General features: G+C 60.4%; 17 protein-coding genes and 2 pseudogenes. 7 read left to right on the top strand and 12 right to left on the bottom strand.

The window, feature by feature from the left end:
* The first annotated feature begins 23 nt into the window (after positions 1-23).
* The gene (locus HAP54_RS51850; RefSeq protein ID WP_166308674.1) at positions 24-182 is read left to right on the top strand and encodes a hypothetical protein; all 159 of its coding nucleotides are present in this window, start codon (positions 24-26) and stop codon (positions 180-182) included.
* Here the strand turns inward: HAP54_RS51850 and HAP54_RS51845 are convergent.
* Together HAP54_RS51845 and HAP54_RS51840 are read right to left on the bottom strand one after the other, a co-directional pair.
* Positions 179-1,063 carry a nucleotidyl transferase AbiEii/AbiGii toxin family protein gene (locus HAP54_RS51845; protein ID WP_166308671.1) on the bottom strand — a complete coding sequence of 295 codons (885 nt, stop codon included), beginning with the start codon at positions 1,061-1,063 and terminating at the stop codon, positions 179-181. The genes HAP54_RS51850 and HAP54_RS51845 overlap by 4 nt on opposite strands.
* Positions 1,056-1,700, bottom strand: coding sequence for a type IV toxin-antitoxin system AbiEi family antitoxin domain-containing protein (locus HAP54_RS51840; RefSeq protein ID WP_166308668.1), 645 nt, complete (start codon positions 1,698-1,700; stop codon positions 1,056-1,058). Before HAP54_RS51840 ends, HAP54_RS51845 begins: the two co-directional genes overlap by 8 nt.
* Before the next feature lie 263 nt (positions 1,701-1,963).
* Here HAP54_RS51840 and HAP54_RS51835 point away from each other — a divergent pair.
* Positions 1,964-3,093, top strand: a protein-coding gene (locus HAP54_RS51835) for an IS3-like element ISRj2 family transposase (protein ID WP_166204126.1) whose coding sequence is annotated in 2 segments (ribosomal slippage) — positions 1,964-2,216 and positions 2,216-3,093 — 1,131 coding nt in all. Because the reading frame shifts where the segments join, the coding sequence is not laid out codon by codon here.
* A 173-nt stretch (positions 3,094-3,266) separates the two neighbouring features.
* Entirely contained in the window at positions 3,267-3,527 is a 261-nt protein-coding gene (locus tag HAP54_RS51830; RefSeq protein WP_166308665.1) for a hypothetical protein, read from the top strand.
* A gap of 51 nt (positions 3,528-3,578) precedes the next feature.
* Here the strand turns inward: HAP54_RS51830 and tnpC are convergent, their stop codons facing one another.
* Genes tnpC through tnpA form a run of 3 tightly spaced genes read right to left on the bottom strand, consistent with a single transcriptional unit; the run spans position 3,579 to position 6,031 of the window.
* Positions 3,579-5,243 carry an IS66 family transposase gene (gene tnpC / locus HAP54_RS51825; RefSeq protein ID WP_166294112.1) on the bottom strand — a complete coding sequence of 555 codons (1,665 nt, stop codon included), beginning with the start codon at positions 5,241-5,243 and terminating at the stop codon, positions 3,579-3,581.
* Between the two features lie 45 nt (positions 5,244-5,288).
* A complete protein-coding gene (gene tnpB, locus HAP54_RS51820) occupies positions 5,289-5,636 on the bottom strand; it encodes an IS66 family insertion sequence element accessory protein TnpB (RefSeq protein ID WP_028182053.1) in 348 nt (115 codons plus the stop codon).
* Entirely contained in the window at positions 5,633-6,031 is a 399-nt protein-coding gene (tnpA, locus tag HAP54_RS51815; protein ID WP_166294114.1) for an IS66-like element accessory protein TnpA, read from the bottom strand. The genes tnpB and tnpA overlap by 4 nt, the downstream gene beginning before the upstream one ends.
* A gap of 100 nt (positions 6,032-6,131) precedes the next feature.
* On the opposite strand from tnpA, the gene HAP54_RS51810 reads away from it, so the two are divergent.
* Positions 6,132-6,542: a hypothetical protein gene (locus tag HAP54_RS51810; RefSeq protein WP_166308662.1), complete on the top strand. Its 411-nt coding sequence runs from the start codon at positions 6,132-6,134 to the stop codon at positions 6,540-6,542.
* A 10-nt stretch (positions 6,543-6,552) separates the two neighbouring features.
* Here the strand turns inward: HAP54_RS51810 and HAP54_RS51805 are convergent, their stop codons facing one another.
* Positions 6,553-7,035, bottom strand: a complete 483-nt coding sequence (locus HAP54_RS51805; protein ID WP_166308659.1) for a hypothetical protein — start codon at positions 7,033-7,035, stop codon at positions 6,553-6,555.
* Positions 7,036-7,484: 449 nt separating this feature from the next.
* Positions 7,485-8,614 (bottom strand): IS3-like element ISRj2 family transposase gene (locus HAP54_RS51800; protein ID WP_166204126.1). Its coding sequence is split into 2 segments (ribosomal slippage): positions 7,485-8,362 and positions 8,362-8,614, totalling 1,131 coding nucleotides; the frame shifts between segments, so codons are not numbered across the junction.
* Between the two features lie 235 nt (positions 8,615-8,849).
* Here HAP54_RS51800 and HAP54_RS52760 point away from each other — a divergent pair.
* Both HAP54_RS52760 and HAP54_RS51795 read left to right on the top strand, forming a co-directional pair.
* Positions 8,850-9,272: a hypothetical protein gene (locus HAP54_RS52760; RefSeq protein ID WP_224741215.1), complete on the top strand. Its 423-nt coding sequence runs from the start codon at positions 8,850-8,852 to the stop codon at positions 9,270-9,272.
* Between the two features lie 106 nt (positions 9,273-9,378).
* A pseudogene (locus HAP54_RS51795) lies at positions 9,379-10,103 on the top strand (ISNCY family transposase); the annotation flags it as partial.
* Positions 10,104-10,533: 430 nt separating this feature from the next.
* Here the strand turns inward: HAP54_RS51795 and HAP54_RS51790 are convergent.
* Complete coding sequence (locus HAP54_RS51790; RefSeq protein ID WP_166308656.1) at positions 10,534-10,878, bottom strand: hypothetical protein; 345 nt, start codon at positions 10,876-10,878, stop codon at positions 10,534-10,536.
* Between the two features lie 421 nt (positions 10,879-11,299).
* Between HAP54_RS51790 and HAP54_RS51785 the strand changes: the two genes are divergently transcribed.
* Entirely contained in the window at positions 11,300-11,476 is a 177-nt protein-coding gene (locus tag HAP54_RS51785) for a hypothetical protein (RefSeq protein WP_339156995.1), read from the top strand.
* Here HAP54_RS51785 and HAP54_RS51780 read toward each other — a convergent pair.
* From HAP54_RS51780 to HAP54_RS51765, 4 genes and pseudogenes are all read right to left on the bottom strand, one after another.
* Positions 11,438-11,868, bottom strand: a pseudogene (locus HAP54_RS51780) (IS5 family transposase); the annotation flags it as partial. The gene HAP54_RS51785 and the pseudogene HAP54_RS51780 overlap by 39 nt on opposite strands.
* 283 nt (positions 11,869-12,151) lie before the next feature.
* Positions 12,152-13,281 (bottom strand): IS3-like element ISRj2 family transposase gene (locus tag HAP54_RS51775; protein ID WP_166204126.1). Its coding sequence is split into 2 segments (ribosomal slippage): positions 12,152-13,029 and positions 13,029-13,281, totalling 1,131 coding nucleotides; the frame shifts between segments, so codons are not numbered across the junction.
* Positions 13,282-13,515: 234 nt separating this feature from the next.
* Positions 13,516-13,725: a CbtB domain-containing protein gene (locus HAP54_RS51770; RefSeq protein ID WP_166308653.1), complete on the bottom strand. Its 210-nt coding sequence runs from the start codon at positions 13,723-13,725 to the stop codon at positions 13,516-13,518.
* A 329-nt stretch (positions 13,726-14,054) separates the two neighbouring features.
* Complete coding sequence (locus tag HAP54_RS51765; protein WP_166308983.1) at positions 14,055-14,645, bottom strand: ABC transporter permease; 591 nt, start codon at positions 14,643-14,645, stop codon at positions 14,055-14,057.
* Between the last annotated feature and the right edge of the window lie 101 nt (positions 14,646-14,746).

The raw sequence follows: 14,746 nt of genomic DNA, 5'->3' as shown, positions 1-14,746 counted from the left end.
GCCGCCCTCGGACGGATACGCCGATGATCGGCATGCCGATGATCGACCAGCACGTGCTGGTGCTGCTGGCGGATAGTGCCGCCGGTGCCGATGATGATCGTGATGCTGATCGTGCTGCTGGTGCTGCTGCTGCTGGTCATCATGATGATCATCTGCATGCTCATCATGATCATCCCGGCTAGGTCGCCTTCTCATCGTCTCTCAGGGCAAGGGCTTCTTTCGCCCGTGGCATCAGAAATTCTGCGAGCGTCTTTGCCACATCTGTCAGGGTGCCCGGATCGACCGCGACCTGCTTGGTGAACGTCGCCCACTGATCCTTTTTGCCGGCGTCCTCGGTGAAGGCAGCCGTGAACGCGTCCGGCAGTGCGGTCGGAATCTCAGTCTTGCGTCGCTTGAAGGTCGCCTTGATGGCGCGGGCCAGGGTGTCGCCCTCGAACTTATAAGAGCGGATCAAAACCCAGACGTCGTAGAAGTCTTTCAGGCGGCCGTTCACGAGGCCGAGCGCGACCATCGCCTGAAACTTCTCGGCGATGACGGTTTCGCGCGGATAGGAGCGCAGCTTCGGCGCCGGGAAATCCAGCAGCACCGGCAGGTCGGTTTCCTGCACGCCGGGCTCGATGGCGTCACCGAACGCGATGTCGATCACGACGCGAACACGGGCGTTGTCGACCGTAGCATTGCCCTTGATCCGGACGCCGCCGTATTCGTTTTCCTCGCGGATACGGTCGACGGTGAAGCTGGCTGGGTCGAAGACGACGCCGTCTGCGGCGTCGACGGCGGCGATCTCCTTGAAGATGACCAACAGCGCTTCAGGGTCGGGATTGCCCGAGCCGAGCAGGTCGAGATCACGCGTCGGCCGGAACTGGTTGTCGACCCAAGTTGCGAGCAACATCGCGCCCTTGAGCACGAAGCGTTCGCGGTAGTCCGTCGAACCGAGGCGATAAAGCAGCCGTTCCAGCACGTAGCGGGTAAGGAGAAGATCGAAGAGCTGATTACGCTCCCTGGAGAGCGTGAGCAGCCGCGCGCGAACCGAGGCGCCGACGTTTTTGGGTGGGTTAGCCATTGGCCGTCATCGCTTCGATATAAGGTTGCATGGCTTTCCAAACCCCGGCCTTGCGTGCGAAATCCGCGATCTCTGTGGGCTTCGCCTTTCGGGTTCGCAGCACCTCGCGCAGGCCTTCGAGCGCGAGGTTGAGGCCGGTGCTGTGACGATAGCGTGTCCCGGCGCGACGCCGATAGCGGAAAAGATCGACCACTGTCTTGGCTGGGCTGAAGATCTTTACCGGGCAGCCTTCGATGATGTGCGTCTCGACGCCCTCCTGAAGGCGCTCCGGGCTGAAGCGAACGAACTGCATGGGCGGGTTGGTTGAAAGAGGTTGGCGGTCCTTGGGGCCGATAGCGAGCCAGACCATCGAGGGGAGGGTATCGGTTAGCTCATGGAAGGCGAGCGCAGAGGTCAGCGCGACGACCCCCTTGGGCACGCGCTTGGCAGCTTCGGCGAGGGAGTGATGCGTGTCGATGGGCGCGTCGGGAAGCTGATAGAGACCGCGCCCGAGTTGGACGACAATGCCTTTTTGCTTCATGCGGGCGATGGTCGCGGGTGTAACGCCGACCGTGGCGAGTTCGGACGGGCGCGCGATGCCGCGCTCCTTGAGGAGTTTGATGGCTCGGTCTTGTTGGGTCGGCGATGGCTTTGTCATGATGATACGATATGTCGGGTATAGGCTGGTTATATCCTACATTTCATATCATATCGCAGGCTAATAATATGTAAATTACCCATCAACCGATTGATAAATATAGTATTTATGGACAGGGAACCCGATTGATCCTAGCCCGAAGCGAGTGTGCGTCTTCAGCTGGGCATTGGAGGTTAGAGCTGGCTCCGCAAATTCGGACAGTAGCTTGAGTGGATTTTCTGCCTGACAGCGGCGAGGATTCTTGCCGCGAATCAGGAGCGAAGATGACGAAGAAGAGCCGCCGGATGCATTCTCCGGCATTCAAGGCGAAGGTTGCTTTGGCTGCGGTCAAAGGCGACAAGACGCTGGCGGAGCTGGCGCAACTGTTTGATGTTCATCCGAACCAGATCACGATCTGGAAAAACCAGCTCCTGGAAGGCGCCGCCGGCGTGTTTGGGCATGACAAGGCGTCGGCCGAGACGCCGGTCGATTTGAAGGCGTTACATGCCAAGATCGGCGAGCTGGCGTTGGAAAACGATTTTTTGTCCGGCGCGCTCACCAAGGCGGGCCTGCTGAGCGCAAAGCGATGATCGACCGCGGTCATGATCTTTCTATCGTGCGCCAGGCGAAGGTCCTGAAGCTGGCTCGCAGCACGGTCTACTATGAACCTCGGCCAGTTTCGGCCGAGGACCTTGCCTTGATGCGTCGGCTCGATGAGCTGCATCTCGATTATCCCTTCGCGGGAGCGCGTATGCAGCGATCGTTGCTGCGGCGGGAGGGCGTATACGCCGGTCGCCGCCACATCGCGACGCTGATGAAGCGCATGGGGATCGAGGCGGTCTATCGTCGCCCGAACACGAGTAAGCCGGCACCGGGTCACAAGATCTACCCGTACCTGTTGCGCGGATTGAAGATCGAGCGGCCCGACCAGGCGTGGGCAATGGACATCACCTACATTCCGATGCGGCGTGGCTTCGTCTATCTCGCGGCGGTCGTCGATGTGTTCAGCCGACGGGTCCTGGCCCATCGCGTCTCGATCACAATGGAGGCGGCCTTCTGCGTCGAAGCGGTCCAGGAGGCGTTGGCGAAGCACGGCAGGCCCGAGATTTTCAACACGGACCAGGGCAGCCAGTTCACCAGCCTCGAGTTCACCGATGTGCTGCTGGACGCGAAGATCGCCATCAGCATGGACGGCAAGGGCGCCTGGCGCGACAACGTGTTTGTCGAGCGGCTCTGGCGCACGGTCAAATACGAAGAAGTTTATCTCCGCGCCTACGACAGCGTGTCCGAGGCGCGAGCGTCAATTGCCAAGTATCTGGCCTTCTACAATCAGGGACGCCCTCACTCGAGCCTTGACGGGCGCACGCCCGACGAGGCTTACTTCGGCACGCAAGCTATGGTGATGGCCGCATGACCGTCGCCGACGATTTTGTCGTCGCTCTGGTCGGGCTACGCCCTCCCGACGCAACGACAAAATCGTAAGGCCCCGCGTTCAGCATAACCCGGCAGGAATCCACTTAAATCCCGCGGGGCGCTGTCCAAACAACCGGCGCCAGCTCTATCGGCGTTGGGGATGCCGCCGCGTGGATGGGCAGACCCGTAAGGCGCGGCAGAGCTTTCAGAGCGCGTGCTCGGCTTCTGGCATTTGCTGAAGCCACCCGTTCACAAGGCCCCAAACGCAACAAGGTCGACTACAACGAGGCGAGCAAGGCCTCCGAAGAAACGCACAACAAGCTGACGCCGCCCGAGCAGGCTGAACACCGCAAGGCCACCGAGCGCCTGTTCAACTGCAAGCCGGAAGAACAGGAAGGCGCGACGAAGCGTACGCATACGACGAAGGCCGCCTGATTGACGCATGCGCGTGGGCGTGGCGATCTGTAAGATAGCGTTGGGTGAAGGTCAGGCGGCCTGCTGATCGGTGGGGTTGTTGGCTTGCCGCAGGAGCTTCCATTCCCAGGGCAGCAGTTCGCGCAGACGCGAAGTGGGAAGATCGGCGATCCGGGCGAGGACGTCGGCGAGCCAGGCTTTGGGATCGACGTTGTTCAGGCGGCAGGTCGTGATCATCGTCAGCATGATGGCAGCGCGGTCGGCGCCGCGCAGGCTGCCGGCGAAGGTCCAGTTGCGCCTGCCCAACGCGATGCCGCGCAACGCTCTTTCAGCGGCATTATTGCTGAGGCAGATCCTGCCATCATCGAGGAAGCGGGAGAAGTCGTCCCAGCGCCTGAGCATGTAGTTCATGGGCTTCAGGACCTCGGAGGAGCGCGACAGGGCTTCTCGCTCGCGGAGCAGCCAGTCGTGCAAGTCATCGAGAAGCGGCTTGCTCCTCTCCTGGCGTACGGCACGCCGCTCGTCGGCATTGCGGCCGTTGATGGCGCGCTCGATCTCGAACAGAGCGTCAAGACGCCTGACCGCCTCCAGCGCGATCGGGGAGACCGGTTTGCCCTTGCGGCCTTCCCTGGCCGTTTTCTCGATGTCGGCCAGCTCGAAGAATCCCCGCCGCGCATGGGCCAGGCAAAATGCGGGCGTGATCGGCATCGCTTTTCTTTTCGGATCGAACAACGGCTCGAAGCCGCTATAGCAATCCGCCTGCAAGATACCGGCGAAGGCGGCCAGATGCTTCTGGGGATGTTCGCCCCGTCGGTCGCTCGAGGCGTAATAGACCGCCGCCGGCGGCGCAGGCCCGGCGAACGGCTGGTCATCCCGCACATACGTCCAGATCCGCCCAGTCGTGCACTTGCCCTTCGCCAGGATGCGGATGGTGGTGTCGTCGCCATGTAGGCGCTCGGCCGCGAGCACATGGTGCTCGATCAGCTGGAACAGCGGCATAACGGCGAAGGTTCCGTGGCCGACCTGGTCGGCCAGCGTCGACAGCGGCAGATCGATCCTCTCGGCCTTAAAGCGCACGCTCTGACGGTTGAGCGGGATATGCATGCCGAACTTGTCGAACAGGATTGTCGCCAGCAGTTGCGGACCGATGAAGCCACGCGGTGTGGCATGGAACGGCGCGGGCGGCTGGCTGATCTTCTCACAATCGCGGCAGGTGAACTTTTCCCGCACCGTCTCGATCAGCTTGAACCGGCGCGGGATCTCCTCCAACGTCTCGGTCACATCCTCGCCCAGCTTCGCCAGGCGCGATCCGCCGCAGCAGGCGCAGCTCGTTGGCGCCTCAATGACGACCCGCTCGCGTTCGATGTCGTCCGGCCAAGGCTTGCGCACCGGCCGCTTGCGCGTGAAGGCCCGAACGTTCTGTACCTTTGCAGCCGCGGCACGCGCGGCGAGCTCATCCTCACTCGCCATGGTGATGAGTTCTTCGAGCTCCAATTCCAATTGCTCGATCAGCCGCGCCGTGCGCTCGGACCGCGGCCCGTACAGTTCGCGTTTGAGCTTCTCGATCCGCAGTTCGAGATGTGCGATCAACGCTTCGTTGTCCGACAGCTCCGCCCGCGCGCTGGCGGCATCCGCGACTGCGATATCGCGCTCAACTTGCAACGCCTTGCGCTCGGCCAGCAGCGCCATGTAGGCGCTCGCAAGATCCGCAGGAAGATCGTCTGGCTTCGAGCTCATGAAGCCATTGAATCAGATCGAGCAGCAGATTCAAACCCAAAACGGTTATCCGACCCGCGTCGGACGCTGGGTTTCTTGCGGGGTGCGCCAATCGATTCCGGACAACAGATAACTCAACTGCGCCGGCGAGATCGTTACCGTTTCACCGCCAACCGATGGCCAGATGAACCTTCCTCGCTCGAGTCTTTTGGTAAAAAGGCATGCTCCTTGGCCGTCGTGCCAGATCAGCTTCACAAGATCGCTGCGGCGACCGCGGAAGACAAACAAATGACCGCTGAGCGGGTCTTTGTGCAGCACCTCCTGCACTTGGAGCGCCAACGACGGAAAGCCTCGGCGCATGTCCGTGTAGCCTGTCGCGAGCCACACTCGCGCGCCCGTCGGAACCGGGATCATCGGCGGACCAAAGCATCGAGAACGCGACGTAGCGCATCTCCATCAACGTCGCCATCGACCCGGATGCGGTGCCCGCTACCAAGATCAATCTCGATGATGCCCTGGCTCTTGCGTCGACGCGCCGTTGGCGTCAACGCCGCTTCGGCCACCTCCCGCGGTAGCGCAGACGGCCCAATCTCGACCGGAACAAACGGCGCTATGCTCGCTTCGCCGTGCCTGCAAAGCTCCTTACGCCACCTGAACAGTTGGCTCACATGAAGCCCGGCCACGCGAGCCACCTCGGAAACATTGGCGCCGGGCTCGAGCGACGCTGCGACGAGCCGTTCCTTCTCATCCTGCGACCACCGGCGCCGCCGCTCGACCGTTGTGATCACCTCCGCCCTCGAAATCGTCATAGCGCTTCTCCTAGGATTACCCCTAGGACCTGCAGCGCTCGCGCCCATCAAACAAGGCGGCCCTTAGCGGAGGAATACGACGAAGCATTTCAACGACACGATGGAACGCTTCAAGAAATCGCATCCGGAATCGCGGAAGACTTTTGAGCGCGAACAGAAAGTGCTCGGCACCAAGAAAGACGCGGAATTCAAAGAAGAGCTAAAAGCAGGAGACAAGGAAGCTACAGCGCAAAACGAGCAATCCACACGGCAACAGGCCCTACGCCAACGCGATGACCAGAAGCAAGCCACGGAAGTCAAAGCGGCTTCCGTGCAGGGCGGCATGGATGACTTTAGCGATAGCCCAAGTGTGCTTAAAGCTGGGGAAAAAGAAGCGAGCAAGCCTGCCGTTAGAACAGCAGAAGCTAGCACCAGAAAACCCGACGAACCCAGTACGAATAAGCCGGGCTCCCAACCCGCAAAGCCTGTAAAGCAAGCCAAGAATGCGGCTGCGTCCAGCTTTACCGTTTAGTTTTCAGATTTTACCGGACGACGGGCGCGGCGTTCGACGCGCGGCGATCGTACCCAAATTTGTTGGCCGCAATGCACGCATTATCGATCGTGATCCTGCCACCTACAGAAGCAAGCACGTCTGATTTCTCAAACAGCTTTGCAGTAACACCCTTCTTTATGAACTCGAAGCATGCCGTAGACGCATCAATCTTGGCGTCCTTCTTTTCGAAATCTGCGGTTTCAGCACGAGCAGCCGCGCTATCAGCACGCGCCGCCGCCGCGCGCGCATCAGCCGCAATACCCCGCGCCTTCGCTTCTTGCGTACGACGTTCAGATTCCCTGATCTCGCATTTGATCGCCGCCAAGTTGTCCGAAATGCTTGCGCAGGCGGGCGATCCTTGAACGCTGGAAGCTTGCTGCGCAGCCGCCGGAAACGCAGCAGCGGCGGCGATCACAGCGCCAGTCGTGAGGGCGATCGCGGTTTTTCGGCAAGATGAAGGTCGATAGAGCATGGACTATTCCACCTATAGATATAGCACACTTCCAGCTAAGTGCTTTTAGTTACTTTACTTTCAGCACTACACTACTGCGCATAGTGTTGTTTGACCTTCCAAATGCTTGTAGCTTCAACATTTATTATTGAGTGCCGGCTCTTAACCAAGCGCGGCGCGGGAGCGAATTATTTGAATCAACTGGCAAAATCCGCTTGCAACAATATGCGCAGGAAGGTTGCGGCGCGGGACCGCGACAGCGGCGACTACAGCTTCAGCCTCTATGGCCCAGATGGCGGCAGGAAGTATCTCAACCATGGTGAGAGAGCTGGCGCCGGTTGTTTGGACAGCGCCCCGCGGGATTTAAGTGGATTCCTGCCGGGTTATGCTGAACGCGGGGCCTTACGATTTTGTCGTTGCGTCGGGAGGGCGTAGCCCGACCAGAGCGACGACAAAATCGTCGGCGACGGTCATGCGGCCATCACCATAGCTTGCGTGCCGAAGTAAGCCTCGTCGGGCGTGCGCCCGTCAAGGCTCGAGTGAGGGCGTCCCTGATTGTAGAAGGCCAGATACTTGGCAATTGACGCTCGCGCCTCGGACACGCTGTCGTAGGCGCGGAGATAAACTTCTTCGTATTTGACCGTGCGCCAGAGCCGCTCGACAAACACGTTGTCGCGCCAGGCGCCCTTGCCGTCCATGCTGATGGCGATCTTCGCGTCCAGCAGCACATCGGTGAACTCGAGGCTGGTGAACTGGCTGCCCTGGTCCGTGTTGAAAATCTCGGGCCTGCCGTGCTTCGCCAACGCCTCCTGGACCGCTTCGACGCAGAAGGCCGCCTCCATTGTGATCGAGACGCGATGGGCCAGGACCCGTCGGCTGAACACATCGACGACCGCCGCGAGATAGACGAAGCCACGCCGCATCGGAATGTAGGTGATGTCCATTGCCCACGCCTGGTCGGGCCGCTCGATCTTCAATCCGCGCAACAGGTACGGGTAGATCTTGTGACCCGGTGCCGGCTTACTCGTGTTCGGGCGACGATAGACCGCCTCGATCCCCATGCGCTTCATCAGCGTCGCGATGTGGCGGCGACCGGCGTATACGCCCTCCCGCCGCAGCAACGATCGCTGCATACGCGCTCCCGCGAAGGGATAATCGAGATGCAGCTCATCGAGCCGACGCATCAAGGCAAGGTCCTCGGCCGAAACTGGCCGAGGTTCATAGTAGACCGTGCTGCGAGCCAGCTTCAGGACCTTCGCCTGGCGCACGATAGAAAGATCATGACCGCGGTCGATCATCGCTTTGCGCTCAGCAGGCCCGCCTTGGTGAGCGCGCCGGACAAAAAATCGTTTTCCAACGCCAGCTCGCCGATCTTGGCATGTAACGCCTTCAAATCGACCGGCGTCTCGGCCGACGCCTTGTCATGCCCAAACACGCCGGCGGCGCCTTCCAGGAGCTGGTTTTTCCAGATCGTGATCTGGTTCGGATGAACATCAAACAGTTGCGCCAGCTCCGCCAGCGTCTTGTCGCCTTTGACCGCAGCCAAAGCAACCTTCGCCTTGAATGCCGGAGAATGCATCCGGCGGCTCTTCTTCGTCATCTTCGCTCCTGATTCGCGGCAAGAATCCTCGCCGCTGTCAGGCAGAAAATCCACTCAAGCTACTGTCCGAATTTGCGGAGCCAGCTCTGATTATGACCGATCCGGGGCCGTCTTCAGCCATCACCACGCCACCTCCAACGATAGCCAGCGGGTGAATGTCGCGAGTCGACAGAGGCTCACGAATGCTCCTAGGATGTGACGAAGCAAGTTAGCGGAAGCCGGTACGGGTGGGGCGGTGACCTTCCAGGTGACGGTTCTCAAGGTACTAGTTAGCTATCCAGACGGGTTCGTCGCTATGGCGGACCTCAAGCGGGATATGGCGATTCTGGCGACCAGCGGACGAGACTGGGCCGAACGCACGAAGCGATTGGCAGCCCGCGTGCCCGACTTGGATATCTTCTCCCAAGGTCTCATCGAGCGGATGAACGGCGGCTGGCGTGTCACTGACAAGGGACGCGCCCTTCTCGAGATCATGGAGGCTCGGCCCGCACCCGCCCAACACGCAACGGAGCAGCTCCCTGATGTCCGTGCGGTTGAGGAGCCGACGCCGGCCACGACTCTGTCACCGATGCCTTCGATAGCCCCAGTTCGGCTCATGCGGAAACGAAGGCGACGCCAACGCGACGCTGTCCAGCGAAGACAAGCGATCGCGTCGTAACAAACCTCGGTCAGGGGCTAACCAGCGAGTTTCGGATTTCTGGTAATAGGAATATATTCCATAATCTATGTTATGCGAGCAATAGACCACCGTTAGAAGAGCTGCGACGCGCGCCTATTTGCAGCGCTACGGCAAGCCGATCGCATTCTACTCGGATAAGCACGCGACGTTCCGGGTAAACAAGGGTCGGGGCGCCCGGGGGTGACGGCATGACCCAGTTTGGCCGGGCGTTGCACGAGCTCAACATCGATATCATCTGTGCCAACGCTCCGCAGTCGAAGGGGCGCGTCGAACGAGCCAATGGAACGCTGCAAGATCGTCTGTTGAAGGAGATGCGGCTGGCCGGAATCTCAACCATCGAGGCCGGCAACGCATTTTTGCCCGCGTTCATGGAAGGCTACAATCGGCGGTTGGCGAAGCCTCCCTTCAGTGACAAGGACGTGCATCGACCGCTGACTGAGCACGACGTCGTCGATGATGCCTTTGCCTGGAAGGAAGAGCGCACGGTATAGCAGAGTCTGACGCTGCAATACGACAAGATGCTGTTCATCCTCGAGCCGAACGAGATTACGAGCACCCTCGCCCGCCAGCGCGTCACCGTGTTCGACCATCCGGACGGGCGGCTTGTGATCAAGCACAGGGGCCGTGCGCCGCCCTACCGGACGTTCGACAAGGCGCGACAAGTCGACCAGGCGGAGATCGTCGAGAACAAGCGGTTAGGGTCGGTTCTGGCGTACACTTGCCGAGCAGCAGAAGCTGCTCGACTTCAGCCGCAGCCAGAAGGCTCCGCGGCGACGTGGCCAAGGTCCGAGCTTGTTCAAGGCGGGCTAAAACCCGCAACTCGACCAGTCGCCGTCGCTGGCATTGGGGCTCTCATCCGGGCGCCCGGCCGCTGCGCAACCCCGGCCAGCTTCGCGTCCGTGCGCCCTCCTCGCCGGGCCTTGCGGTGACATTTCTAACGAGCGCAATCAGCGACTTGTCTATCGAGTTCCAACATGATTTTGCTGCACTATCAATTTCTTAAGAGCGTTGCGCGTTCTCCGCGAGACACTTCGGCGGCGCGCCGGGCCGAGCATCGTGGTTGCCTCAGGAATGCGAGCAGATCGGAGGCGCCGCATTGTCCAACGGTCGAGCAGCGAAATTGACGTACTGACGCGATAGACCCCGCTACATTGCGGGCTCAACTTTCAGATGCCCGCTCGCGACGCGAGCCATCCAGATCTTCTCCGTCAGTTCACGACAGTGCTCACGCAGCCGTCATCTAAATTCGATTTGCTGTCGCCGGAACATTTGGAATGTATCCGAGCTGCCCCTCGAGAGCCGCCAGGGCCTGGCGAGCTCCCTCTAACCGTGCGGTCGCCTCATCCAAGACCTGCCGCGCCTCATTCAATCGAACGACCGCTTTCGCACCGGCATCAAACAGCTTGCTCCGTATTGATGGAGATCGATCCTCGAGAACTGCGCGCTCGAGCTCGGGCAGCATGTTCATGAGCGCTCGATGTGCGAGCGCTTGCACGGTTTCAGACTTCTCGGCAGCGGTAAGAGCCTCTCGGTAAAAGAGTACCGCCTCGATGGCTTTCTCTTCAAGATGGAGATCGTCGCTCAATCACTCATTCTCGCTACTTGCATCGTGAAATAACCAGCCGTTTCTTCTGTTCTACGGACGCTGGCGGCCTGTGAGCTCGCGATAACAGGCATCCAGCTCACCGAGCTCAATCGCTCGCGCCGCCGCGCTAGTAAGGCTAAGTGGATCTCCATTTGAGAATCGAAGCATTTTTACTCCTCGATGAACGGCTCTAGGGCCGTTCGCAAACACCTATGATCGTACAACCTGACGCTACGTGCGCTTCAAGCCGTTTGTGCTCATGCTCAGCTGACGGGCGTGGCCACAACCAGTTCGCGGGGCCTTCTCGTAGCGTGCCGAGACCGAACGTTGGTCGTGTCCTCAGTGATGGCTTTGCGGTGGTCACCGGCAGTTCTCCGGTAGGATCGGGTTGCGACACGCCAACGCAACCGCGGAACCACCGATGACCGACGATATGATGAACCTGCGGACGCTCGTGGAGAAGACCCCTGATGCCGATCTGTTGCGCGAGATGATCGGCTTTGCCGCCCAGCGGTGTGTTTCGGCATGGAATATGCTCGAGGGATTACCAGCCGAGGTCGTCATAGGCCGTGTCGGCCATGACGACCTCGGCAGGTAGTCCCTCGATCAATGCGGCAGCTTGCGGTGCATCGCCCTTCTGGCCTGCGGTCAGCGCGAACCGTACGGGACATCCCAAGCCACGAACGGCCATATGTATCTTGGTGCTCAGCCCCCCGCGCGAGCGGCCGATCGCCTGATCTTCAGACCCCCTTTTTTGGCGCCGGCGGCGTGCTGATGCGCCCGGACGATGGTTGAATCGACGATCAGATATTCGAAGTCAGGATCATCGGACATCGCCTCGAAGATCCGCCACCAGACGCCCTTGATGCTCCATCGACTGAAGCGCCGGAACACGCTGTTCCAATCCCCGAACGCCTCCGGGAGATCACGCCAGGGAGAGCCCGTGCGAACAATCCAAAGCACACCTTCCACGAACATCCGATTGTCGCGTGTCAATCGGCGTTCGACTGGGACCCCCTATCGGCATCCAAAAGGGACCCCTTTGATCGGCGTGCTCTGCTGGTAGCGCTCGGGTCGTCGGAGCTGGTCGGGGTTGGTGCGCCACGACGGCGCGAAGAAGGAGGTAGAGAGCTGGCGCCGGTTGTTTGGACAGCGCCCCGCGGGATTTAAGTGGATTCCTGCCGGGTTATGCTGAACGCGGGGCCTTACGATTTTGTCGTTGCGTCGGGAGGGCGTAGCCCGACCAGAGCGACGACAAAATCGTCGGCGACGGTCATGCGGCCATCACCATAGCTTGCGTGCCGAAGTAAGCCTCGTCGGGCGTGCGCCCGTCAAGGCTCGAGTGAGGGCGTCCCTGATTGTAGAAGGCCAGATACTTGGCAATTGACGCTCGCGCCTCGGACACGCTGTCGTAGGCGCGGAGATAAACTTCTTCGTATTTGACCGTGCGCCAGAGCCGCTCGACAAACACGTTGTCGCGCCAGGCGCCCTTGCCGTCCATGCTGATGGCGATCTTCGCGTCCAGCAGCACATCGGTGAACTCGAGGCTGGTGAACTGGCTGCCCTGGTCCGTGTTGAAAATCTCGGGCCTGCCGTGCTTCGCCAACGCCTCCTGGACCGCTTCGACGCAGAAGGCCGCCTCCATTGTGATCGAGACGCGATGGGCCAGGACCCGTCGGCTGAACACATCGACGACCGCCGCGAGATAGACGAAGCCACGCCGCATCGGAATGTAGGTGATGTCCATTGCCCACGCCTGGTCGGGCCGCTCGATCTTCAATCCGCGCAACAGGTACGGGTAGATCTTGTGACCCGGTGCCGGCTTACTCGTGTTCGGGCGACGATAGACCGCCTCGATCCCCATGCGCTTCATCAGCGTCGCGATGTGGCGGCGACCGGCGTATACGCCCTCCCGCCGCAGCAACGATCGCTGCATACGCGCTCCCGCGAAGGGATAATCGAGATGCAGCTCATCGAGCCGACGCATCAAGGCAAGGTCCTCGGCCGAAACTGGCCGAGGTTCATAGTAGACCGTGCTGCGAGCCAGCTTCAGGACCTTCGCCTGGCGCACGATAGAAAGATCATGACCGCGGTCGATCATCGCTTTGCGCTCAGCAGGCCCGCCTTGGTGAGCGCGCCGGACAAAAAATCGTTTTCCAACGCCAGCTCGCCGATCTTGGCATGTAACGCCTTCAAATCGACCGGCGTCTCGGCCGACGCCTTGTCATGCCCAAACACGCCGGCGGCGCCTTCCAGGAGCTGGTTTTTCCAGATCGTGATCTGGTTCGGATGAACATCAAACAGTTGCGCCAGCTCCGCCAGCGTCTTGTCGCCTTTGACCGCAGCCAAAGCAACCTTCGCCTTGAATGCCGGAGAATGCATCCGGCGGCTCTTCTTCGTCATCTTCGCTCCTGATTCGCGGCAAGAATCCTCGCCGCTGTCAGGCAGAAAATCCACTCAAGCTACTGTCCGAATTTGCGGAGCCAGCTCTAGAAAGCCAAACGAGAGAAGCGCGGCGACGAGGCCGACAATCATCCCGCGCGCAAGGAGCTTTCCCATCATCGATATTCGCTTCGCCAGGCGAACGTTGCCCAAATCCGACGAGCATCCTGGAAACTCGTCGGACGAAAGCGATGCTCAGTGGCAGGGGAAGCCGAGGAGGTGACGCCCGTCGTGGACAAACTCATGCACATAGGTGCCGTTGAACAATGCTGTCGCGCCCTGCTCCACGCCGATGAAGTAGATACCGAGAACAAGCAACAAGCCTCCGAAGACAGCCCAAGGCAAGATTTCCCGCAGGGGGATCGCGACGGGACGAGCAATCGGAAGTGAAGTAATCGCGGCCATGATGAAGCCTCCAACCATGTTCGAGCCTCTTCAATTCTAGTTGAGTGGCGCATCCCCTACTAGCCTGCAAGCGCCAAGTTCACTTGTCCGTACGCGCCGCCATCCGCTGTCTTCGCCGTCCCTCGGAAGTCGCCCGAGACAGGATCGCTCGAGTGTAAGCAATATATTACCTCTCATTCGTCACCCACAGCCGGCGGTTATGTTGGGGGACTTCAGCAATGGTGCTGGGAAGGCTCATAGTCGTTTTTTCGGAAGGTGTTGCTGATGAACCGTCAAGCTCGTCCTCTCCACGCCTAAGTGGGCGCCCGCCGATGCGACTTTCTCGGTCGTCAACCCCTCGCATCGGAACCAGTCGATTGCTCTGCCATGCGAGAGTTCGTGAACCGCAGCAGCGATTTGACCGGAATTCTGCGGATCGACGTCGCCAAGACGATTGTTGCGGCCTGAACGAGCAATTGCTGAGCCGGTCCCGCCCCGAGCGCGAGCACCATCTGTCCCAGTTGCGCCATGAACAAGGCTGCGGCGCCACTTGCGATCACGCTTCCACGACCGCCTGTGAACGGAGTGCCTCCCACGACGACTGCAGCAATGCTTGGCAAGAGGTAGTCGCTTCCTGCGGTAGGCGAGGCGTAGCCGACAAAGCCTGCAAGAAGAATTCCGGTGATCGCGTAGCAAATGGCCGCCGCCACATATGTGCCAATCTGATACCGCAAAATCTTGATGCCGGATGATTGCGCCGTCGCTGGATTGGCACCTACCGCGATATAGCGCCGCCCAACGATGGTGCCATTGATCAGGATCGAAACCACCGCGACCAGACCGGCCGCAATAAGGACGCTGAACGGAACGGCCCCAATCTTGAAGTTAGAGAAGTTCTGCAGCGACTGAAGAACTGGAAGAGCGCTGCCGCCCGTAATCATCAGCGGCGCTAGCCTGGCGGAGGCCGGCGAGCGCGCGATGGCCGATCTGCTGCAGCTGGTCTGCGTGGACAAGCGGATGGCGCCGCCGGCGGACGGCGCAG

Source organism: Bradyrhizobium sp. 2S1 (assembly GCF_011516625.5).
Taxonomy (GTDB): domain Bacteria; phylum Pseudomonadota; class Alphaproteobacteria; order Rhizobiales; family Xanthobacteraceae; genus Bradyrhizobium; species Bradyrhizobium septentrionale.
The sequence above is the reverse complement of the archived record's forward strand: the minus strand, read 5'-3'. Positions and strand labels throughout refer to the sequence as shown.